19 protein-coding genes and 1 pseudogene are annotated in these 20,522 nt (G+C 72.7%); 12 read left to right on the top strand and 8 right to left on the bottom strand.

Annotated features, from left to right (window positions below):
* Positions 1–46: 46 nt before the first annotated feature.
* The 4 genes from ACZ6KY_RS25405 to hmgA form a co-directional block, all read right to left on the bottom strand.
* The gene (locus tag ACZ6KY_RS25405) at positions 47–1,255 is read right to left on the bottom strand and encodes a CaiB/BaiF CoA transferase family protein (protein WP_469312583.1); all 1,209 of its coding nucleotides are present in this window, start codon (positions 1,253–1,255) and stop codon (positions 47–49) included.
* 69 nt (positions 1,256–1,324) lie between these two features.
* Complete coding sequence (locus ACZ6KY_RS25400) at positions 1,325–2,539, bottom strand: type ISP restriction/modification enzyme (protein ID WP_469312582.1); 1,215 nt, start codon at positions 2,537–2,539, stop codon at positions 1,325–1,327.
* Positions 2,540–2,580: 41 nt separating this feature from the next.
* Complete coding sequence (locus ACZ6KY_RS25395) at positions 2,581–3,330, bottom strand: GntR family transcriptional regulator (RefSeq protein ID WP_469312581.1); 750 nt, start codon at positions 3,328–3,330, stop codon at positions 2,581–2,583.
* Positions 3,331–3,379: 49 nt separating this feature from the next.
* Positions 3,380–4,720 (bottom strand): homogentisate 1,2-dioxygenase, encoded by a 1,341-nt coding sequence (gene hmgA, locus ACZ6KY_RS25390; RefSeq protein ID WP_469312580.1) that lies wholly within the window; start codon positions 4,718–4,720, stop codon positions 3,380–3,382.
* 320 nt (positions 4,721–5,040) lie between these two features.
* Between hmgA and ACZ6KY_RS25385 the strand changes: the two genes are divergently transcribed.
* The 8 genes from ACZ6KY_RS25385 to ACZ6KY_RS25350 all read left to right on the top strand — a co-directional run bounded on the left by ACZ6KY_RS25385 (position 5,041) and on the right by ACZ6KY_RS25350 (position 14,598).
* A complete protein-coding gene (locus tag ACZ6KY_RS25385) occupies positions 5,041–5,685 on the top strand; it encodes a nuclear transport factor 2 family protein (RefSeq protein WP_469312579.1) in 645 nt (214 codons plus the stop codon).
* A gap of 64 nt (positions 5,686–5,749) precedes the next feature.
* Positions 5,750–6,373, top strand: coding sequence for a TetR/AcrR family transcriptional regulator (locus ACZ6KY_RS25380; RefSeq protein WP_469312578.1), 624 nt, complete (start codon positions 5,750–5,752; stop codon positions 6,371–6,373).
* Positions 6,374–6,506: 133 nt separating this feature from the next.
* Positions 6,507–8,765 carry a molybdopterin oxidoreductase family protein gene (locus ACZ6KY_RS25375; RefSeq protein ID WP_469312577.1) on the top strand — a complete coding sequence of 753 codons (2,259 nt, stop codon included), beginning with the start codon at positions 6,507–6,509 and terminating at the stop codon, positions 8,763–8,765.
* Positions 8,766–8,949: 184 nt separating this feature from the next.
* Positions 8,950–9,627, top strand: coding sequence for a hypothetical protein (locus tag ACZ6KY_RS25370; RefSeq protein WP_469312576.1), 678 nt, complete (start codon positions 8,950–8,952; stop codon positions 9,625–9,627).
* A complete protein-coding gene (locus tag ACZ6KY_RS25365; RefSeq protein WP_469312575.1) occupies positions 9,614–10,381 on the top strand; it encodes a class F sortase in 768 nt (255 codons plus the stop codon). Before ACZ6KY_RS25370 ends, ACZ6KY_RS25365 begins: the two co-directional genes overlap by 14 nt.
* Before the next feature lie 237 nt (positions 10,382–10,618).
* On the top strand, positions 10,619–11,962 hold the full coding sequence (locus tag ACZ6KY_RS25360) for an ABC transporter ATP-binding protein (RefSeq protein WP_469312574.1): 1,344 nt from the start codon (positions 10,619–10,621) through the stop codon (positions 11,960–11,962).
* 154 nt (positions 11,963–12,116) lie between these two features.
* A complete protein-coding gene (locus ACZ6KY_RS25355) occupies positions 12,117–13,505 on the top strand; it encodes an aldehyde dehydrogenase family protein (RefSeq protein WP_469312573.1) in 1,389 nt (462 codons plus the stop codon).
* The gene (locus ACZ6KY_RS25350) at positions 13,462–14,598 is read left to right on the top strand and encodes a Zn-dependent alcohol dehydrogenase (protein ID WP_469312572.1); all 1,137 of its coding nucleotides are present in this window, start codon (positions 13,462–13,464) and stop codon (positions 14,596–14,598) included. The genes ACZ6KY_RS25355 and ACZ6KY_RS25350 overlap by 44 nt, the downstream gene beginning before the upstream one ends.
* Before the next feature lie 49 nt (positions 14,599–14,647).
* On the opposite strand, the gene ACZ6KY_RS25345 is transcribed toward ACZ6KY_RS25350, so the two are convergent.
* The 3 genes and pseudogenes from ACZ6KY_RS25345 to ACZ6KY_RS25335 form a co-directional block, all read right to left on the bottom strand.
* Complete coding sequence (locus ACZ6KY_RS25345) at positions 14,648–15,757, bottom strand: DMT family transporter (RefSeq protein WP_469312571.1); 1,110 nt, start codon at positions 15,755–15,757, stop codon at positions 14,648–14,650.
* Between the two features lie 128 nt (positions 15,758–15,885).
* Positions 15,886–16,143: pseudogene (locus ACZ6KY_RS25340) on the bottom strand (transcriptional regulator); the annotation flags it as partial.
* Between the two features lie 181 nt (positions 16,144–16,324).
* Entirely contained in the window at positions 16,325–16,966 is a 642-nt protein-coding gene (locus ACZ6KY_RS25335; RefSeq protein WP_469312570.1) for a TetR/AcrR family transcriptional regulator, read from the bottom strand.
* Between the two features lie 103 nt (positions 16,967–17,069).
* On the opposite strand from ACZ6KY_RS25335, the gene ACZ6KY_RS25330 reads away from it, so the two are divergent.
* The 3 genes from ACZ6KY_RS25330 to ACZ6KY_RS25320 all read left to right on the top strand — a co-directional run bounded on the left by ACZ6KY_RS25330 (position 17,070) and on the right by ACZ6KY_RS25320 (position 19,292).
* Positions 17,070–18,221, top strand: a complete 1,152-nt coding sequence (locus ACZ6KY_RS25330; protein WP_469312569.1) for an acyl-CoA dehydrogenase family protein — start codon at positions 17,070–17,072, stop codon at positions 18,219–18,221.
* Between the two features lie 93 nt (positions 18,222–18,314).
* Positions 18,315–18,569 carry a YiaA/YiaB family inner membrane protein gene (locus ACZ6KY_RS25325; protein WP_469312568.1) on the top strand — a complete coding sequence of 85 codons (255 nt, stop codon included), beginning with the start codon at positions 18,315–18,317 and terminating at the stop codon, positions 18,567–18,569.
* Between the two features lie 96 nt (positions 18,570–18,665).
* A complete protein-coding gene (locus ACZ6KY_RS25320) occupies positions 18,666–19,292 on the top strand; it encodes a TetR/AcrR family transcriptional regulator (protein ID WP_469312567.1) in 627 nt (208 codons plus the stop codon).
* A 98-nt stretch (positions 19,293–19,390) separates the two neighbouring features.
* On the opposite strand, the gene ACZ6KY_RS25315 is transcribed toward ACZ6KY_RS25320, so the two are convergent.
* The gene (locus ACZ6KY_RS25315) at positions 19,391–19,852 is read right to left on the bottom strand and encodes a MaoC family dehydratase (protein ID WP_469312566.1); all 462 of its coding nucleotides are present in this window, start codon (positions 19,850–19,852) and stop codon (positions 19,391–19,393) included.
* Positions 19,853–19,958: 106 nt separating this feature from the next.
* Here ACZ6KY_RS25315 and soxR point away from each other — a divergent pair, with 106 nt between their 5' ends.
* Positions 19,959–20,510: a redox-sensitive transcriptional activator SoxR gene (gene soxR, locus ACZ6KY_RS25310; protein WP_469312565.1), complete on the top strand. Its 552-nt coding sequence runs from the start codon at positions 19,959–19,961 to the stop codon at positions 20,508–20,510.
* The last annotated feature ends 12 nt before the right edge of the window (positions 20,511–20,522 follow it).

Below are 20,522 nucleotides of genomic sequence, written 5' to 3'. Positions count from 1 at the left end.
AGCACAGCCGGAGCGCGGGTCACCCCCTTCACTGAGCCCGTGAGGCTCAGCGCACCACTCCGTCCCGCCGCAGCTCGGCGACATCCGCGTCCGTCATGCCCAGCGCCCGCAACACCACCCCTGTGTGCTCGCCGAGCCGCGGGACGGCCCCCATGCGCGCTTCCTCCCCGCCCGGCAGCGTGATCGGAGGCAGCAGCGCCCGCAGCGGCCCGACCGGTGACCCCACCTCGCGCCAGCGGTTCCTGGCCGCCAGCTGCGGATGCTCCGCCACCTCCTGTACGTCCCGCAGCCGGGCGCAGGCGATGCCCGCGGCCTCCAGTCGGGCGACCGCCTCGTCGGCGCCGAGCGCGCCCAGCGCCTTCGCGACCAGCGTGTCCACCCGCTCCCGGTTGGCCACCCGCGCCGGGTTCGTCGCGAACTCCGGACCGTCCGCCAACTCGGGCTTTCCCAGAACCTGTTGGGCGAGCCGCCGCCACTCCCGGTCGTTCTGAACCGACAACAGGACCCGCCCGCCGTCCGCCGTCGAATAGACGTCGTAGGGAACGATGACGGCATGGGCGAGGCCCGTGCGCTCCGGTGGGGTCCCGCCGTGCATCGCGTGGTGCAGCGGATGCCCCATCCACTCCGCGAGCGCGTCCAGCATCGACACCTCCACCGGGCCCCCGCGTCCGGTCGTGCCGCGCCGCACCAGTGCCGCGAGGACCCCCGAGAACGCGTACATGGCCGCCGCGATGTCCGCGGCCGGGATGCCCGCCTTCACCGGCTGCTCGGGCGTCCCCGTCACCGACACGAGCCCCGCCTCGCACTGCACGAGCATGTCGTACGCGCGTTTGCCGGCGTACGGCCCGGACGGCCCGTACCCCGAGATGTCCACGGCGATCAGCCGCGGATGCTCGGCACACAGGGTCACGGCGTCCAGGCCCAGCCGGGCCGCCGCCCCCTGGGCGAGGTTCTGCACGAACACGTCCGCGTCCGCGACGAGCCGGCGTACGACGTCGAGCCCGCGCGGGTCCTTGAGGTCGAGGGCGACGGACTCCTTGCCCCGGTTGCACCACACGAAATGCGAGGCCAGGCCCCCGGCCGCGGTGTCGTAGCCACGGGCGAAGTCCCCGCCGTCGATCCGCTCGATCTTGACCACCCGGGCGCCGAGATCGGCGAGCTGCCGGGTGGCGAAGGGCGCGGCGACGGCTTGTTCGACGGCGACGACGGTGATGCCTTCGAGCGGCAGAGGCTGTGACTGCATGCCGTGGATCATGGCCCCTCGGCAATACTTTTGTCATGCATGTATGTCGGCTGGGTGATCCGGATTCCTTGCTCGCAGCCCCTAGATCAGCGCGAACTGGCCCTCCGGACCTTCTTCGTGGTGGTCGAGCACCGAGGCCGGACGGCGTGCCGTGTCCGGGACCGGCAGCACACCGGCCGTGCGGAGTTCGGCCCGGGTGATCGGTGAACGAAGCTCCAACTCGGCCTGCTGTGGACGCAGTTCCGCGAGCAGGGCGAGCACGGTGATGAGTTCGAGGAGTTCGGACGTCCACGCCTGCGGCCAGCCGACGGGGCCGATCGCCTCCAGAGTCCCCGGCTCGGGCACCCCTGTCCTGGCCGCGAACCACTGTTCGAGCACGCGCACGCCGTTGACCTCGAAGTCCCAGGCCTCGGGCGGCACGGGCGAGATCCTGCCGTCACCGAGATGCAGGGACTCCTCGGCGCGGTCGTAGTACGGGTCGGTGAGGAGGGGCCCCGCGGCCGGGCGCGGCGCGCGGGGGGGAGCGGTCAACGGCGCGCGGACGTAGGGGCGCCGGCCGCCGGGGAGTTTGGGGCGCTCGCCGTCGCGGCGCATCAGTCGCAGCATCCGACGGCCCAACTCGACGCCGTAGGACCACACTTCGGGGTCGGCGGTGAGCGGGACCGCGCAGCCGTCCCGGCCGTGCCGTGCGACCGCCATCGTCCAGGCGAGGACGTCGACAGGGGCCGGGGAGCGACCGAGGCGGGTGCCGAGGAACTCCAACAGGCCCGGCGCCAGGTTCGGTTCACGGCCACCGGGGCGCCGGAAGAGGGGACGCACCCGGCCGCCGCGGCCGGCGGTCAGCGGCAGCACGGACGCGGCCAGCAGAACCGGGCCGGACGCCTCGGGCCCCGAGGCCTGCTCGACCGCGAACACCTGTTCCTCGCCGGCCACCCGCCACAGTTCGGGGCGCGCCGCGTCGATCAGCCGGTGGTCGGGAATCAGCCACTGCTCGTCGAAGGGGGCGCTCAGCACGCGGACCGGGTCAGGGCAGGGGGCCGACGCCCGCGCGAGACGGCCCGTCCCGCTGGACTGACCCGGCAACTGGGCCACCGCGGACTGCGTCGTGCGGGCCCGCGTCGGCCCGAACAGCGTCTCGCGGGCCGCCCCTTCGGCCCGTACGAGGGCGTCCCAGCGTGCCTTCAGGGAGGCGGCGTCGGGGGCCGTCGGCCACCTCCGGCCCAGCCTCGGCGGTGCGACGGACCACGGCATGAGGTCCGCGAGCAGCGGAGCGGCGTCGGGCGTCACGCTCGGCATCGTACGACGCGGGGGTCGCGCGCCGGCCCCGTACGGCATCGTCAGTGGGCGTCGAGGGTGACCGTGAACGAGAAGCGGTCGCCCCGGTAGTGGATGACCGCCACGTCCAGCGCCTGCCCGTCCTTGCCGTAGATGATGCCCGTGTAGCGCAGGATCGGGCTGAGCAGCGGCACTTGGAGCAGGCGCGCCGTCTCCGGGTCGGCGAGCCGGGCCTCCACCGTGTCGGTGATCCGGCTGATGCCGACTCCGAGCACGTCCCGCAGCACCTTGGTCATCGGCCAGCGGATCAGATCCTCCCGGTCGATGCGGTCGGCCAGCTCAGGACGGAGGTAGTTGCGCGCGTGGTTCGTCGGCTCGCCCGTCGTCTCGTCGCTGCGCAGCCGGTGGTACGTCGCCACCTCGTCCACATCCGGGAAGAATTCCGCCAGTTCACCCGAGACCGGCGCCTTCCCCTGGCCCAGCAGCTCGGTCTTCATGCCCGACTGCTGGGCCACGATCGCGTCCACCGAGCCGAGCAGCCGCACGGGCGCGCCCCGCCGCGCGCTCGGCTCGATGAACGTGCCCCGCCGGCGGTGCCGGGTGATGAGCCCCTCGACCTCCAGCTCCTTGAGTGCCTGCCGCATGGTCAGCACGCTCACCCCGTAGTGCCCCGCGAGCTGCTCCTCGGTGGGCAGTCGCAGCGGGTCCTGGGAGGAGCGGCCGAGTATCGAGGCACGCAGGGACTGCGACACCTGATACCAGAGCGGCAGCTTGCGGTTCAGGACGATCGAGTCCGGAGCAAAGGAGGTCACGAGGTATCCGTACAGGTCGCGGGCGTGGAAGGCAACGGCCGGTGAATCCTCAGCCGGCCGCGCGGAAGTGCCGTCCAAGGCCCTGCCACACGTCGTCGTAGCCGCGCTGGAGATGCTCCGCCCGTGCCGCCTGGGCCGTCGCGGTCACCGGCCAGCGCGTCTCGAACATGAAGGCGAGCCCGTCGTCGATCTTCTGCGGCTTCAGCTCGGCGGCGCCGGCGCGGTCGAAGGTCTCCTGGTCCGGTCCGTGCGCCGACATCATGTTGTGCAGCGAGCCACCGCCCGGCACGAAGCCCTCCGCCTTCGCGTCGTACGCGCCCTCGATGAGTCCCATGTACTCGCTCATCACGTTCCGGTGGAAGTACGGCGGCCGGAACGTGTCCTCGCCCACCAGCCAGCGCGGCGCGAACACGACGAAGTCGACACCGGCCAGGCCCGGAGTGTCGGACGGAGACGTCAGCACCGTGAAGATCGAGGGGTCCGGGTGGTCGTAGCTGATGGAGCCGATCACATTGAAACGGTGCAGGTCGTAGACGTACGGCACATGGTTGCCGTGCCAGGCGACCACGTCCAGCGGCGAGTGGTCGTACGTCGCCGTCCAGAGGTTGCCGCAGAACTTGTTCACCACCTCGACCGGGCCCTCGACGTCCTCGTACGCGGCGACCGGGGCGAGGAAGTCGCGGGCGTTGGCGAGGCCGTTGGCGCCGATCGGGCCGAGCTCGGGCAGCTGGAACGGCGCCCCGTAGTTCTCGCACACATAGCCCCGGGCGCCACGGCTCCGCCCGCCCTCCGGTGCCATGTCCAGCAGCTCCACCCGGAAGCGCACCCCGCGGGGGATCAGCGCCACCTGGCCCGGCTCCACATGCAGCAGCCCGAACTCGGTGCGCAGCAGCAGGCCGCCGCGCTCCGGGACGATGAGCAGCTCGCCGTCGGCGTCGCTGAGCACCCGCTCCATCGAGGAATCGGCGTGATAGAGGTGCACCGCGATCCCGGTGCGCTGGGCCGCGTCGCCGTTGCCGCCGAGGGTCCACAGGCCCGCGAGGAAGTCCGTCCCGGCGGGCGGCTCGGGCAGCGGGTTCCAGCGCAGCCGGTTCGGGTCGGGCACCGACTCCGTGAAGGGCGCCGTCCGCAGGGTGCCGTTGTCGGCGCGGGTGAACGCGGGGTGCGCGGCCGACGGCCGGATCCGGTACAGCCACGAACGCCGGTTGGACGCCCTCGGCTCGGTGAAAGCCGAGCCGCTGAGCTGCTCCGCGTACAGGCCGAGCGGTGCGCGCTGCGGCGCGTTGCGACCGTGCGGCAGGGCCCCCGGAACCGCCTCCGAGCTGTGTTCGTTGCCGAATCCGGAGAGGTAGACCAGCCCCTCGGCCGTCTTCCTCGCGTCCCCGCTCATGATCGCTCCCTCGCGCCTGATTCCTATGCATCACCGTAGGATTCAGTCCCGCCCCGCGCAAGGGGCCGTCCGAGCGCACCGAACGGGATCGGCCACGGACCGTGCGCGGATCTCCGCCCGGCCGGGGTCACGGGCCGGTCCGGGGGCGGGATCGAGCCCGGCTCGGGGCGGTGCGGGCGCGGTGCGGGTACGGCTCGGGGATTGGCCGAAATCGCCGCCGGGGTTGCCGTGGGAGGTAGTACTCAGGGGTGTCCGCACGGTCCAAGAACCCGACTCCAGGGGGATCCGGCCGTAAGGGGCCTTGTTCTACGCTCCCGTTCATGCGGTGGACGCGTGGACTGCTCACCGCGTTCGCGGTCTGCGCCCTGCTCGGCGGAGCCGCGGGCTGCGGCGCCGGTGAAGCGCACGAGCGGGGGGTCACGGTCTCGGCCTCGCCCGTGGGCACATTGCTCGACACGATGGACGAGGAAGGGCGGCTCTACCGTGAGGTGGACAAGAAGGGGGCACCGGAGATCGCGATCGAGATCGAGCCGGACTCCGCCGACAGCTGGGACGTGCGGCTGACCGTCCGCAACTTCCGCTTCTCGCCCGCGGGCGCGCGAACCGTGCCGGTCGCCGGGCACGGCATCGCCCACCTCTACGTCGACGGCCGGACCGTCGCGCGGCTGCGCACCGCCGACTACCACCTGGCCGGGCACCTCGTGCCGCGCGGCACCCACCACGTCACCGCGCGGCTGTACGCCGACGACGGCACCGTGTGGGCCGTCCACGGCAAGCCCGTCGAGAGCACCGCCGACATCACGGCGTCGGATTCCGGTTCGGCGCCCGGCCCGGAATCGGCGGCACCCGGGACGCCCGCCCCGGGTCCGGCGACCTCGGCGGCCCCGCCCCCGGAGGCGTCGCCGTCGCCGGCCTCACGGGCCGCGTCGCAGGCCACACGGCGGGCGGTCCCGAAGGAGAAATGAGTGGTCACGGCACGGAGGTGCGTACTGATGGGGGAGGTTCACCGGACCCCGGCGGAAAGGCATCATGAACACCGTGCCCCATGCGACCTCGCTGCGCAGAGCGCCCGTACAGCGGCGCAGCGCAGAACGACTGACCAGAATCCTCGACGCCTGCGCCGACCTCCTCGACGAGGTGGGCTACGACGGTCTGAGCACGCGGGCCGTGGCTCAGCGGGCCGGTGTGCCCATCGGATCCGTCTACCGCTTCTTCGGCAACAAGCGCGCGATGGCCGACGCGCTCGCCCAGCGCAACCTGGAGCTCTACGCCGAACGCGTCACGCGGAGCCTGCGGGAGACGGACGGGGGAGGCTGGCGGGCCGCGATGGACGCGGTGCTCGACGAGTACCTCGCCATGAAGCGCACCGCGCCGGGCTTCTCCCTCGTCGACTTCGGCAACCAGATACCCGTCGGCGCGCGTTATGCCGAGCCCAACACCCGGGTCGCCGACCGTCTCACCGACCTGCTCTCGGGCTATCTCGACCGAGACCCGGACGACGATCTCCGGCGCTCCTTCCTGGTCGCCGTGGAGACCGCCGACACCCTGGTCCACCTGGCCTTCCGGGTCGCCCCCGAGGGGGACGAACGGATCATCGAGGAGACGCGCGAGCTGCTGCGGGCGTATCTGGCCAGAGTCCTCGACCGACCCTGACCGGCTGTCCGCCCGGGACTTCGCGCGCGGAATTCCGACGTGACCTCCTGCGGGCCCTCCCCGTCATGCGTACCGGTCGGTATGCTCGGTCGCGTCCGTGTGCCACCGAAGCCACCGCCCTCCGGGAGGACCCGTGTCCCGTACCTCCGGCACCACCCCCGAATCCCGGACCGCGCTGCGCGTCTGCCCCCTGTGCGAAGCCACCTGCGGGCTGACGCTGACCATCGAGGGCACCCGGGTGACCGGTGCCCGGGGCGACCGCGACGACGTGTTCAGCAAAGGCTTCATCTGCCCCAAGGGCGCCTCCTTCGGGGCCGCCGACGGCGACCCCGACCGACTGCGCACCCCCCTCGTCCGCAAGGACGGCGAACTGCGCGAGGTCACCTGGGAGGAGGCCTTCGACGCGGTGGCCGCCGGACTGCGCCCCGTCGTCGAGCGGTACGGACCGCACGCCCTCGGTGTCGTCCTCGGCAACCCGAACGTGCACACCATGGCCGGCGCCCTCTACCCGCAGGTCCTGCTCGGCGCCCTGCGCACGCACAGCGTCTTCACCGCCTCCACGGTCGACCAGATGCCCAAGCACGTGTCGAGCGGCCTGCTGTTCGGCGACGCCAACGCGATCCCCGTGCCGGACCTGGACCACACCGACCACCTGCTGCTCATCGGCGCCAACCCGCTGGAATCCAACGGGAGTCTGTGCACCGCGCCCGACTTCCCCGGCAGGCTCCGGGCACTGCGGGCCCGCGGCGGCACGCTGACCGTCATCGACCCGCGCCGCACCCGCACGGCCAAACTCGCCGACCGCCATGTGGCCATCCGCCCCGGCACCGACGCGACCCTCCTCGCGGCGATGGCGTACGTCCTCTTCGAGGAGAGGCTCGTCGACCTCGGCGCGCTCGCCCCGCACGTCCAGGGTGTCGACGAACTCCCCGACGCCCTGCGGGACTTCACTCCCGAGGCGGCGAGCGCGGCCTGCGACGTGGACGCCGGGACCATCCGGGAGCTGGCGCGCGAGCTGGCCGCCGCGCCGACCGCCGCCGTCTACGGCCGCATCGGCAGCTGCACCGTCCCGCACGGCACCCTGGCCAGCTGGCTCGTGGACGTCCTCAACATCCTCACCGGCAACCTCGACCGGCCCGGCGGCGCCCTCTTCCCGACGGCCGCGACCGACCGGACGCCCCGCCCGGCCGGCCCCGGTCACGGCTTCGCGCTCGGCCGCTGGCACAGCCGGGTGAGCCGGCACCCGGAGGCCAAGGGCGAACTGCCGCTGGCCGCCCTGGCGGAGGAGATCGACACCGCGACCCCGGACGGCAGCCCGGTCCGCGCCGTCATCGCCGTCGCCGCCAACCCCGTCCTGTCCGCACCCGACGGCCTCCGTCTCGACAAGGCCCTCGACTCACTGGACTTCATGGTCAGCGTCGACCCGTACCTGAACGAGACCTCGCGCCACGCCCACGTCGTGCTGCCGCCGCCCCCGCCCTCCAGGAGCGCGCACCACGACTTCGCGTTCAACACCCTCGCCGTCCGCAACCAGGTCCGCTACAACCGCCCCGCCGTCCCCCTCGAGGAGGGCCGGATGGCGGAGACCGAGATCCTCGCCCGGCTCGTCCTCGCCGCGACCGGCATGCACGGCGCCGACCCGTCCGCCGTCGACACGATGGTCATCGAGAGCACCCTCGGCAAGGCGGCAGGGGACACCGCGTCGCCGGTGCACGGGCGCGACCCGCGCGAACTCGCCGCCGCCCTCACCGGCGAGAACGGCCCCGAACGCCGGCTCGACATGATGCTGCGCCTCGGCCCGTACGGCGAAGGCTTCGGCGCCCGCCCCGACGGCCTGACCCTGGACAAGCTGCTCGCGCACCCGCACGGCATCGACCTCGGGCCGCTCGCCTCCTGCCTGCCGGGGCGGCTGAAGACCCGCAGCGGGAGGATCGAGCTGCTCCCCGAACCGATCGCCGGCGATCTGCCGCGCCTGCGGGACGCGCTGCGCGAACGCCCCGCGGCCATCGTCCTCGTCGGCCGCCGTCATCTGCGCTCCAACAACAGCTGGATGCACAACGTCCCCGCCCTGACCGGCGGTTCCAACCGCTGCACCCTGCACATCCACCCCGACGACGCGGCCCGGCTCGGGCTCGCCGACGGGTCGGCCGTACGCGTCAGGGGCGCCGGCGGAGAGGTGATCGCCCCGGTGGAGGTCACCGACACCGTACGGCGTGGCGTGGTGAGCCTTCCGCACGGCTGGGGGCACGACCGCCCCGGCACCCGGATGAGCCACGCCGCCCTGGACCCCGGCGTCAACGTCAACCAGCTCCTCGACGGCTCGCTGCTCGACCCGCTGTCCGGAACGGCGGTCCTCAACGGGGTGCCGGTGGACCTGGCGGCCTGCCCCTGAGCCGTCACCGCGGCGAGGCCGCCGCGGGTGCGCGATGAGCCGCCGCGGCCAGGGTTTCCTTGCGCCGGAAGAGCGATACCTGACGGGGGACCGGGCGCCGTTACGGATCTTTGCGTGGCTTATGTGAGAAGTAGTCAGATGAAGTGAGATTTGTATGAAAATCATCTGACTCGGAGGAACTCGCATGTCCACCTCGTCCCTCTCGCACCGCTCCGTGCCACGTCGCGGCGCCGGTGCCCTGGCAGCCCTCGCCGTCGCGGGCACCGCCCTCCTCGGTGCCCCGGCCGCCGTCGCCGCCCCCGGTGACAACGGCGACGTCAAGGTCCACGACGCGAACACCGCGGTCGACAACCAGCGGGACGATCCGAAGGTCTGCCACTTCTACCTCGACGGGTTCAACTTCGACCCGGGGCAGCGGATCACCTGGTCCATCGTGACCCAGCCCCTGGTCGCGGGCGGAGCCAACCTCAGAGGCAGCCTCGATCTGCCGACCGGTCACGGCCGCACGACCCTGCCCAACCTCACGCTGCCCGACGGCCAGTACAAGCTGACCTGGCGGTTCGTGGGCGAGAACGGCGCGGGCAAGAGCAAGGTCTTCAAGGTCGACTGCCCCCTAGGCGCTCCGAGCCCGAGCGCCTCGCCGTCCGTGACGCCCACCCGCCCGGGCGGCGGCTCCGGCGGCGGCTCCGGCGGACCCCAGGGCGGCCCGGGCGGTCCCAACGGAGGCCCCCCGGCGGGCGGCGGCGGTCTCGCCCACCCGCAGAACTTCTCGCCGGTGGCCGGTGCGGCGGCCGCGGGTCTCGTCGTGGCCGGTGGAGTCGTGTTCCTGCGGCTGCGCCGACGCCCCGATGGCGCCGCGTAGACGACGGAGGCCCTGGTACCGGACGCGCGCCTACCGCCTGACGCGGACCCTGGTGGTCACCGTCGCGCTGGTGGCGGGTGGCGTCTGGTGGGCGGGGGACGGCGAGCCCGCCGGGACGGTGGCGTCCGGTGCCGTCCGCGACGACGGCGCCGCCTCCCCCGCTCCGGCGGGGGCGGCGGGCGCCGGGCACCGGCCGGACGCCCACCCCGCCGGCGACGCGCGCGGTCCCCGGCGGCACCGCGCACCGGCCGCCCGCCCCGCATCCCCGCCCACACCGCTGCCGCGCTCCCGGGCCGCCTCCCTGCGCATCCCCTCCCTCGGCCTCGACGCACCGGTCGTCGGCCTCGGGCTGGACCGCGAGCGACGGCTCACCACGCCGCCCATGGACAAGCCGGAACTCGTCGGCTGGTACACGGACGGTCCCGCGCCGGGCGAACGCGGCACGGCCCTCGTCGTCGGCCATCGCGACACCCGGACGGGACCCGCCGTCTTCGCCCCGCTCGAACGGATCCGCCCCGGCGCACGCGTCGAAGCCCGCCGCGTGGACGGGCGGACCGCCGTCTATACGGTGGACGCCGTACGCACGTACGCGAAGGCGCACTTCCCCGACCAGGAGGTGTACGGCGACCGGGGACGCCCCGAACTGCGTCTGATCACCTGCGGTGGCGCCTTCGACCGGAAGGCCGGATACGCCGCGAACGTCATCGCCTTCGCCCACCTCACGGCGATCCGGGGGCGGCCCGGCGCCCGCTGAGCCGAGTCGTCGGGCGCCGAACCGGGGTCGCGGCGAGGACCGGTGTCCGGCCCCGGCACGACCGGTATCCGATCGTCCGTTTCCGCCCGTACCGAACCGGCACGTCCGATACCGCCATGTGTCTTCCCCCGGGCGTGTGCGGTCCGTTAGCTTCCGTGACTCAAGGTCCCGTACGACCCGCACGGGACGACCGGCCGCGGAGCACCAGCGCCTTGCACGCCCCCGGGGGCACACGTCATGACACGCGCCATCTCCCTGCACCACGTCAGCAAGTCGTACACCCGCGGGGCCCGTGTGGTGGAACGGCTGTCGCTGGACATCCGGCCCGGCGAATTCCTCGTCCTGCTCGGTCCCTCCGGCTGCGGCAAGTCGACCGTGCTGAGGATGATCGCGGGGCTGGAGGAGGTCACCGAGGGCGAGGTGCGGCTGGACGGGGAGTACGCCAACGACCTGCCGCCGTCCGACCGGAACATGGCGATGGTGTTCCAGAACTTCGCCCTCTACCCGAGCATGACCAGCCGCGACAACATCGGCTTCCCGCTGCGCATCGAGACACCCGGCGAGGACCCCCGCGCGCGGGTGGACGCCACCGCCCGGATGCTCGGCATCCAGGACCTCCTCGACCGCTTCCCGAACCAGCTCTCCGGCGGCGAGCGGCAGCGCGTCGCGATGGGCCGGGCGATAGCGCGCCACCCCTCCGCCTTCCTCATGGACGAACCGCTGTCCAACCTCGACGCCAAACTCCGCAACCACCTGCGGGCCGAAATCTCCAGGCTCACCAGGGAACTGGGCGCCACCACGGTCTACGTCACCCACGACCAGGCCGAGGCCATGTCACTCGGCGACCGGGTCGCCGTGCTGCGCGGCGGAGTCCTCCAGCAACTGGGCACGCCCCGCACGGTCTACGCGCTGCCCGCGAACGTCTTCGTCGCCGCCTTCATCGGCACCCCGCGGATCAACCTGCTGCGCGGGCTCGTCCGGGCCCCGCTCGACGGCGCCATGACGATCAGCCTCGGCAAGCAGTATCTGCGTCTGCCCGAACCTCTTTGTCTGGACCACCAGTTGCTCCGGGTGCAGCAGGGCCGTGAGGTGATCGTCGGGCTGCGCTCCGAGGCCGTACGGCTCGCCAGACCGTCCGAGGCCCGGCCGGGCGAAGTGGCGATCAGCGGTCTGGTCGAGCATGTGGAGTTCCAGGGGCACGAGGTCCTCGTCCACTTCAACACGGGCTCGCGGCCCGCCTTCGTACCGGAGCTGGAGTCGCCCCGCCCGGCCCGCGCGACGCGCCGGCGGCGCCGTGACGGCACCGTCCTGGACCGGCTGCGGGCGCGTACCGGGACACTGCGGGCCGGACCGGTCGTCGTCCTCGACCATCCCTCGGACGCGGAGGCCGATCTTCCCGGGCAGACACCGCCAGAGGGCCGGCTGCCCGGCGATCTCGTCGTGCGCACCACGCCCGACATCGAACTCCGCCACGGCATGCAGATCCCGCTCCTCGTGGACATCGCCCACCTGTTCGTCTTCGACCGGAGCGGCGAACGGATCTGTCCGGCACCGGAGCGGCTGCCGGACCTGGACGAGTGAATCCCGGGTCGTGCGCGGCGCGACCTCCCCCGGGTCCCGGGGCTGCGGCGGACCGGGGTCGGGGCCTCCCGCGCGGCGGGTCCCTCTGGCGCCGCAAAACTATCATCGCTAGTTTAGGGCGCGGACGACGCTGCCCCGCCCCCGGAGGAACACGATGAAGGCACATGACGGCATGTACATCGACGGGGCGTGGCGCCCCGCCGTCGGACGGGACACGATCGAGGTCGTGAACCCGGTCGACGAGCAGGTCATCGGCCACGTCCCGGCGGGCACCGTCGAGGACGTCGACGCAGCCGTACAGGCCGCCCGCGCCGCCTTCCCCGGCTGGGCCGCGACCGCGCCCGCCGAACGGGCCGCCCGCCTCGCGGCCCTGAGGGACGTCCTGGCCGCCCGCAAGGACGAGATCGCCGAGACCGTCACCGCCGAGCTCGGATCGCCGCTCGCGTTCTCCCAGGCGGTGCACGCGGGCGTCCCGGTACTGGTCGCCGGTTCCTACGCCGAGCTGGCGGCGGCGTACGCCTTCGAGGAGAAGGTCGGCAACTCGACCGTCTACCAGGAGCCCGTCGGCGTCGTCGGCGCGATCACGCCCTGGAACTACCCGCTCCACCAGATCGTCGCCAAGGTCGCCCCCGCGCTCGCCGCGGGCTGCACGGTCGTGCTGAAGCCCGCCGAGGACACCCCGCTCACCGCCCAGCTCTTCGCCGAGGCCGTGGCCGAGGCGGGCGTCCCGGCCGGTGTCTTCAACCTGGTCACCGGCCTCGGACCGGTCGCGGGGCAGGCCCTCGCCGAGCACCCGGACGTCGACCTGGTCTCCTTCACCGGATCCACGGCGGTCGGCCGGCGGATCGGCGCGACCGCGGGCGCCGCCGTCAAGCGCGTCGCCCTCGAACTCGGCGGCAAGTCCGCCAACGTCATCCTGCCGAGCGCCGATCTCGCCAAGGCCGTGAACGTCGGCGTCGCCAACGTGATGTCCAACTCCGGCCAGACGTGCAGCGCCTGGACCCGCATGCTGGTCCCTGCCGACCGCTACGACGAGGCGGTCGAGCTGGCCGCGACCGCCGCCGCTAAGTACGGCGACCGCATCGGCCCCGTCGTCAACGCCAAGCAGCGGGACCGGGTGCGGGGTTACATCGAGAAGGGTGTCGCCGAGGGCGCGCGGCTCGTCGCGGGCGGCCCCGAATCCCCGCGCGAGCAGGGCTACTTCATCAGCCCCACCGTCTTCGCCGACGTCACCCAGCGGATGACGATCGCGCAGGAGGAGATCTTCGGCCCGGTCCTGACGATCCTGCGCTACGAGGACGAGGAGGACGCCCTGCGGATCGCCAACGGCACCGTCTACGGGCTCGCGGGCGCGGTGTGGGCCGGCGAGGAGTCCGAGGCGGTCGCCTTCGCCCGGCGGCTCGACACCGGCCAGGTCGACATCAACGGAGGGCGCTTCAATCCGCTGGCCCCCTTCGGCGGTTACAAGCAGTCGGGCGTGGGGCGCGAACTCGGCGCCCATGGCCTCTCCGAGTACCTCCAGACCAAGTCCCTCCAGTTCTAGGAGCGTTCACGTGGTTCGCGCCGCTGTCCTGCCCGCCGTGGGTGCCCCGCTGGAGATCACCGAGATCGAACTCCCCGACCCGGGACCGGGCCAGGTCCGGGTGAGACTGGCCGCCGCCGGGGTCTGCCACTCCGACCTGTCCCTGTCCAACGGCACCATGCGGGTGCCGGTGCCCGCCGTCCTCGGCCACGAGGGCGCCGGAACCGTCGTCGCGGTCGGCGAGGGTGTCACCGAGGTCGCGCCCGGCTCCCGGGTCGTCCTCAACTGGGCTCCCTCCTGCGGGAGTTGTCATGCCTGCTCGCTGGGCGAGGTGTGGCTGTGCGCCGACGCACTGACCGGAGCGGGGAACGTGTACGCCCGCCGCGCCTCCGACGGCAGCGAGCTGTACCCCGGCCTGAACGTCGCCGCCTTCGCCGAGGAGACGGTGGTGCCGGTGTCCTGCCTGCTGCCCGCCCCGGACGGCATCCCGCTCACCGAGGCCGCCCTGCTCGGCTGCGCCGTCCTCACCGGATACGGCGCCGTCCACCACTCCGCCAAGGTCCGGCCCGGTGAGACCGTCGCCGTGTTCGGCGTCGGCGGGGTCGGACTCGCCGCCCTGCAGGCCGCCCGGATCGCGGGCGCCTCGAAGATCGTCGCGATCGACGTCTCGCCCGAGAAGGAGTCGCTCGCCCGCGAGGCCGGGGCCACCGACTACGTCGTCGCCTCCGACACCACCGCCCGCGAGATCCGCGGCCTGACCGGGAGACAGGGCGTCGACGTCGCCGTCGAATGCGTCGGCCGCGCCGTCACCATCCGTACCGCCTGGGAGTCGACCCGGCGCGGCGGCCGCACCACGGTCGTCGGCATCGGCGGCAAGGACCAGCAGGTCACCTTCAACGCCCTGGAGATCTTCCACTGGGGCAGAACCCTCGCGGGCTGCGTGTACGGCAACTCCGACCCGGCCCGCGACCTCCCGGTGCTCGCCGACCACGTCCGCGCGGGCCGCCTGGACCTCGGCGGCCTGGTCACCGACCACATCGCCCTGGACGGCATCCCGGCGGCCTTCGACAACATGCTCGCGGGCAAGGGGGGCCGGGCGCTGGTGGTGTTCTAGACACCCCGGGCCGCCTCGCGGGCGAGACAGCCCCCGAGGCGGCCCGGCGTCAGACCTGTCCGGCCGGGGACCCCGGTTCCGGGGCGGTCGTGGACACCGGAGCCCCGGCACCGGCAGGAGCAGTGGCCGCCGCTGTAGTGGGTGCGGGTGCGGGTGCCGGTGCGGGTGTGGGTACCTGTCCGGGAGCCGGTGCCGCAGCCGGCGCGGAAGTCGGTCCGGCGACGGTATCCGGGACCGGCGTCTCCGCCGATGCCGGTTCCCGACGCGGCCGGGAGCGGGACACCGCCACACCCGCCAGGCACAGCGCCCCGCCCGCCAGCGTCAGCAGCCCCGGGACCTCGTCGAGGAAGAGCCAGGACATCAGCACCACCAGCGCGGGCACCGCGTACGTCGTCGCGCCCATGCGGCTCGCGCTCGTCCGGGCGAGGGCGTACGCCCAGGTCGTGAACGCCAGCGCGGTCGGGAAGACACCCAGATAGACCATGTCGAGCGTCGCCGAGAGGGGAGCGGCGGCCGCGTCGTGGACGAGCTGACCCGCGAACGGCAGACACACCACGGCCCCGACCAGACAGCCGTAGGCCGTCACCTGGAGCACGCTCGCGCGCCCGAGCGCCGGCTTCTGCGCGACGACCCCGCCCGCGTACGCGACGGCGGCGAGCAGGCACAGCGCGACCCCGAGCACCGAGGAACCGCCGCCGCCGGACATCGACAGCCCCACCGCGACCGCTCCCGCGAACGACACCGCCATCCCCGCCAGCAGCCGCGGCGGCATCGCGTCACCCAGCAGCCGGGCGCCGAGCAGGGCGATCAGGATCGGGCCGATGTTCACCACCAGCGCGGCCGTACCGGCGTCCACCTGCTGCTCGCCCCAGTTCAGGACCACCATGTAGAGGCCGAACCACAGCACCCCGGATATCGCGATGCCGCGCCAGGCACCGCGCGGCGGCAGCCCCTCTCCGCGCACGACGCAGAAGGCACCGAGCACCAGGGCTCCCGCCAGCAGGCGTCCGAGCGCCAGCGCGCCGGGCGAGTAGGCGTCGCCCGCGCTGCGGATCGCGACGAACGCGGAGGCCCACAGCCCGACGGTGACGGTCGCCGCACCCGCGGCGAGCAACTGAGGACGCCGGTGGGGCGGCGCGGTGCGGGAGCCGTTCACCATGTTCCTGAGACTAGGCGGGGCACAGAGATCGGTCTCGCGGATTTCGGACGCGGATGTCGGGGACGTACAGGGGGAGGACCGCAGGTCGGCTCGGGTCGGCGGCTCGGGCCGGCTCGGCTCAGGTCGGCTCAGCGCAGCGCCGGCGCCTCGACGCCGAGGAGCTCCGCGAAGGCGCGCTCGCCGTCCGGGGTCACCTTGACCGCCCGGTCCGAGCCGACGCGTACGCACCACCGGGCGTCCAGGGCGTCCAGGGCGTCCAGGGCGTGCCGGCACAGCGCCGCGCCTGCGGTGCCCGCGAGGTGCGGACGCCGTTCGGTCCAGTCGAGACAGGCGCGGGTCAGCGGACGGCGTCCGGTGCGTTCCAGGGGGATGCCCGCGGCCTCGAATCGTCCGCCGGCGGCCCGGCCGACGCCGCGAGCCCTGGCCCGACGGGATCCTTCGGCCTCGTCATGTCGTCCAGCATGCGCCACGGACACTTCGGCGCTCATCGAAGGATCGCGAGCGGCCGGGCCGACCCGCTCGGGCTTCCCCGGTCGGCTCCGCTCACGCTCCCCGGGCCGGCGACGCTCAGGCCTCCCGCACCAGCCCCGCGTACTGCACCGCGAGGCCGTCCAGCAGTGCGCCGAGCCCCGTCTCGAAGGCGCGCTCGTCGATCTTCTCCTGCTGCTCGGCGAGGAGGTGCGCCTGCCCCAGATGCGGATAGTCGGCGGGGTCGTACGCGCTCTCGTCGTCCACGAAGCCCCCGGCGAACGACCCCAGCGCGGACCCCATGATGAAGTACCGCATCAGCGCCCCGATCGAGGTGGCCTGCGAGGGCGGCCAGCCCGCGTCGACCATGGCCCCGAAGACGGCGTCGGCGAGCCGGAGTCCGGCCGGCCTGCGACCGGGGCCGCGCGCGAGGACCGGGACGATGTTCGGGTGGTCGCGCAGGGCGGCGCGGTAGGAGACGGCCCAGTCGTGCAGCGCGGTCCGCCAGTCGCGGCCGCCCTCGAACATCGACAGGTCGACCTGCGCGCTCACCGAGTCCGCGACCGCCTCCAGGATCTGGTCCTTGGTGCGGAAGTGGTTGTAGAGGGAGGGCCCGCTCACCCCGAGTTCGGCGGCGAGCCGGCGCGTCGAGACGGCGGCCAGGCCCTCCGCGTCCACCAGAGCCCGTGCCGTCTCGACGATGCGGTCGGTGCTGAGGAGGGGCTTGCGCGGTCGGGCCATGGCGCACATAGTAGGGCTGCACCAGGAAACTAGCAGTGCTAATTTAAATGTACGGCTTTCCGCGTACGGCCTTCGATGTCAGCTATCTGTGGGGTGACCCGGCATGAACCTTGGGCTCAGCGATGAGCAGACCGCCGTCCGGCAGCTCGCCAAGGACTTCGTGCACCGCGAGATCGCCCCGCACGTCGTCGAGTGGGACCGCGCGGAGGACGTCGACCGGTCCATCGTGAAGAAGCTCGGCGAGGTCGGCTTCCTCGGCCTCACCGTCGACGAGGAGTACGGCGGCAGCGGCGGCGACCACCTCGCGTACTGCCTGGTCACCGAGGAACTGGGGCGCGGCGATTCCTCCGTGCGCGGGATCGTCTCCGTCTCGCTCGGGCTCGTCGCCAAGACGATCGCGTACTGGGGGAGCGAGGAGCAGAAGCGGCGGTGGCTGCCGGGACTGACCTCCGGCGAGTACGTCGGCTGCTTCGGGCTCACCGAACCGGGCACCGGCTCCGACGCGGGCCAGTTGTCGACGCGGGCCGTGCGCGACGGCGACGACTACGTCATCAACGGCTCCAAGATGTTCATCACGAACGGCACCTGGGCCGATGTCGTGCTGCTCTTCGCCCGCTCCACCGACGCCCCGGGCCACAAGGGCGTCTCCGCCTTCCTGGTGCCGACCGACACCCCCGGCCTGACCCGCCGCGCCATCCACGGCAAGCTCGGGCTGCGCGGCCAGGCCACCGCCGAACTGGCCTTCGAGGACGTACGCGTCCCGGCGAGCGCCATGATGGCGCCCGAGGGCAAGGGCTTCGCGGTGGCCATGTCGGCGCTGGCCAAGGGCCGGATGTCGGTGGCCGCGGGCTGCGTCGGCATCGCCCAGGCGGCGCTGGACGCGGCCGTGACGTACGCGACCGAGCGCGAGCAGTTCGGCAAGACGATCGCGCACCACCAGCTCGTCCAGGAACTCCTCAGCGACATAGCCGTCGACGTGGACGCGGCGCGGCTGCTGACCTGGCGGGTCGCCGATCTCGTAGACCGCGGGCTGCCGTTCGCGACCGAGTCCTCGAAGGCCAAGCTCTTCGCGTCCGAGGCCGCCGTGCGCGCCGCGAACAACGCCCTCCAGGTCTTCGGCGGTTACGGCTACATCGACGAGTACCCGGTCGGCAAACTGCTGCGCGACGCCCGCGTGATGACCCTCTACGAAGGCACCAGCCAGATCCAGAAGCTGGTCATCGGGCGCGCGTTGACGGGTGTCTCGGCGTTCTGACCGGCTTCTCGGCGTTCTGACCCTGAGTACGTGTCCGAGTACCTGAGTACGACGGCGGATGTGGCGGCGGCCACATCCGCCGATCCTTGTCCCATGAGTGAGACACCTGTCAAACAGCAGAACACGGCCGCCTTCTACGGCCAGGCCGTGGCGTCCTTCTCCGTGGCGATGGCCGCGACCGCCGTCGGCATCTTCAAACTCCAGGCCGACGCGTGGGTGCGGGCCTTCCTCGCCATCGCCGTCCTCTATCTGGTGACGTCCTCCTTCACGCTGGCCAAGGTGATCCGGGACCGACAGGACGGCAACCGTGTCGGCGGCCGGGTGTACGACCCCTTCGAGAAGCTCTGATCCCCGTACGGCCATGACCTGGCCGAAGACGCTAAGCGCTCGCTCAGGTTCAGGGGTATGGTGTTCACCCTGTCAGTCGAGAAGGGGCGAACAGCGATGAGTACGGCGCAGGAGACGCCCGGCGGCGAGATGCAGCCGTGGGCCGAGGTGACCCCGGACGCGGCACGGCGGCTGCTCGTCGCCGCGGTGGAGGCCTTCGCCGAGCGCGGGTACCACGCGACGACGACCCGGGACATCGCGGGCCGCGCGGGTATGAGCCCGGCCGCGCTGTACATCCACTACAAGACCAAGGAAGAGCTGCTCCACCGGATCAGCCGCATCGGCCACGACAAGGCGCTGGACATCGTGCGCACCGCGGCCGCGGGTGAGGGCACGGCCGCCGAGCGGCTCTCCGACGCCGTACGGTCCTTCGTACGGTGGCACGCGGGCCAGCACACCACCGCCCGCGTCGTGCAGTACGAACTCGACGCCCTCGGGCCCGACGCGCGCGCCGAGATCATCGCGCTGCGCCGCCAGGTGGACGCGGAGGTCCGCAGCATCATCCAGGACGGTGTCGAGGCGGGCGACTTCGACGTCCCGGACGTACCCGGCACCACCCTCGCCGTGCTGTCCCTGTGCATCGACGTGGCCCGCTGGTTCAACGTCGGAGGCCCCCGCACACCGGACGAGGTCGGCACGCTCTACGCCGACCTGGTCCGGCGGATGGTGGGATTCAAGGAGTAGGTCCTGGCCCGGTCCCGCTCCGGTCCGGGCCACCCGCGGTCGTCACCGGTCCTCCCGGAGCGGGTGGCGCCGGGCCCGGGATCGGGCCCGGAATCGGGTCAAAGGTAGTAGCGCGAGACCGACTCCGCGACGCAGACCGGCTTGTCGCCGCCCTCGCGCTCCACGGTGAAGGCCACGGAGACCTGTACGCCACCGGGCACGTCGTCCACCGCGGTGATCGTCGCGGTGGCGCGCAGTCGCGAGCCGACCGGCACGGGGGCGGGGAAGCGGACCTTGTTCGTCCCGTAGTTGACGCCCATCTTCACGCCCTCGACGCTGATCAGCTGCGGGCCGAAGAGCGGCAGCAGCGACAGGGTCAGATAGCCGTGCGCGATCGTGGTGCCGAACGGGCCCGCCGCGGCCTTCTCGGGATCGACGTGGATCCACTGGTGATCGCCGGTCGCCTCCGCGAAGAGGTCGATCCGCTTCTGCTCGATCTCGACCCAGTCCGTGTGCCCCAGCTGTTCGCCCACGGCGCCCCGCAGTTCGTCGACCGTCGCGAACGTCCTCGGCTCTGCCATGTCCCTGGCCTCCCGCATCTCATAGTCTAAGCGACTGCTTAGCATGGTCGGCCGGAAGGCGCATGTCAACGGACCGGACGTGTGACGCGGTGGGTAGGTTGGAGGGGTGCCCCAGATCCCTGAGACGATCCACGAGCTGACCGTCGGACAGTTGTCGGCCCGCAGCGGCGCGGCCGTCTCCGCCCTCCACTTCTACGAGTCCAAGGGCCTGATCGGCAGCCGCCGCACCTCGGGCAACCAACGCCGTTACCACCGTGACGCGCTGCGCCGGGTCGCCTTCGTCCGGGCCGCCCAGCGCGTCGGCATCCCGCTCGCCACCATCCGGGAGGCGCTCGCCGAACTCCCCGAGGAACGCACCCCGACGCGAGAGGACTGGGCCCGGCTCTCCGAGACCTGGCGCTCCGAACTCGACGAGCGGATCAAGCAACTCGCCCGGCTGCGCGACCACCTCACGGACTGCATCGGCTGCGGCTGCCTCTCCCTGGAGAACTGCGTGCTCTCGAACCCCGACGACGTCCTCGGCGAGCGCCTGGCCGGCTCCCGGCTGATGGCGGAACGGACCGGCACACAGCCGGCGCCGGCGCCGCAGGAGCGGAGGCAGGCGACAGCGTGCGAACCCGGGCCGCGCCGGGAACCGGCGGCGGGAGACTGCCGCTGACGCGCCCCGGCC

This window comes from Streptomyces sp. NPDC042002 (assembly GCF_055588305.1).
This window is presented reverse-complemented; position numbering and strand designations above follow the sequence as displayed.

Excerpts from the sequence above, each read along its gene's own strand:
- ACZ6KY_RS25405 (WP_469312583.1), bottom strand. The coding sequence starts at position 1,255 with ATGATCCACGGCATGCAGTCACAGCCTCTGCCGCTCGAAGGCATCACC.
- ACZ6KY_RS25400 (WP_469312582.1), bottom strand. The coding sequence starts at position 2,539 with ATGCCGAGCGTGACGCCCGACGCCGCTCCGCTGCTCGCGGACCTCATG.
- hmgA (WP_469312580.1), bottom strand. The coding sequence starts at position 4,720 with ATGAGCGGGGACGCGAGGAAGACGGCCGAGGGGCTGGTCTACCTCTCC.
- ACZ6KY_RS25385 (WP_469312579.1), top strand. The coding sequence starts at position 5,041 with ATGCGGTGGACGCGTGGACTGCTCACCGCGTTCGCGGTCTGCGCCCTG.
- ACZ6KY_RS25380 (WP_469312578.1), top strand. The coding sequence starts at position 5,750 with ATGAACACCGTGCCCCATGCGACCTCGCTGCGCAGAGCGCCCGTACAG.
- ACZ6KY_RS25370 (WP_469312576.1), top strand. The coding sequence starts at position 8,950 with ATGTCCACCTCGTCCCTCTCGCACCGCTCCGTGCCACGTCGCGGCGCC.
- ACZ6KY_RS25365 (WP_469312575.1), top strand. The coding sequence starts at position 9,614 with ATGGCGCCGCGTAGACGACGGAGGCCCTGGTACCGGACGCGCGCCTAC.
- ACZ6KY_RS25360 (WP_469312574.1), top strand. The coding sequence starts at position 10,619 with ATGACACGCGCCATCTCCCTGCACCACGTCAGCAAGTCGTACACCCGC.
- ACZ6KY_RS25355 (WP_469312573.1), top strand. The coding sequence starts at position 12,117 with ATGAAGGCACATGACGGCATGTACATCGACGGGGCGTGGCGCCCCGCC.
- ACZ6KY_RS25350 (WP_469312572.1), top strand. The coding sequence starts at position 13,462 with ATGGCCTCTCCGAGTACCTCCAGACCAAGTCCCTCCAGTTCTAGGAGC.
- ACZ6KY_RS25345 (WP_469312571.1), bottom strand. The coding sequence starts at position 15,757 with ATGGTGAACGGCTCCCGCACCGCGCCGCCCCACCGGCGTCCTCAGTTG.
- ACZ6KY_RS25335 (WP_469312570.1), bottom strand. The coding sequence starts at position 16,966 with ATGGCCCGACCGCGCAAGCCCCTCCTCAGCACCGACCGCATCGTCGAG.
- ACZ6KY_RS25330 (WP_469312569.1), top strand. The coding sequence starts at position 17,070 with ATGAACCTTGGGCTCAGCGATGAGCAGACCGCCGTCCGGCAGCTCGCC.
- ACZ6KY_RS25325 (WP_469312568.1), top strand. The coding sequence starts at position 18,315 with ATGAGTGAGACACCTGTCAAACAGCAGAACACGGCCGCCTTCTACGGC.
- ACZ6KY_RS25320 (WP_469312567.1), top strand. The coding sequence starts at position 18,666 with ATGAGTACGGCGCAGGAGACGCCCGGCGGCGAGATGCAGCCGTGGGCC.
- ACZ6KY_RS25315 (WP_469312566.1), bottom strand. The coding sequence starts at position 19,852 with ATGGCAGAGCCGAGGACGTTCGCGACGGTCGACGAACTGCGGGGCGCC.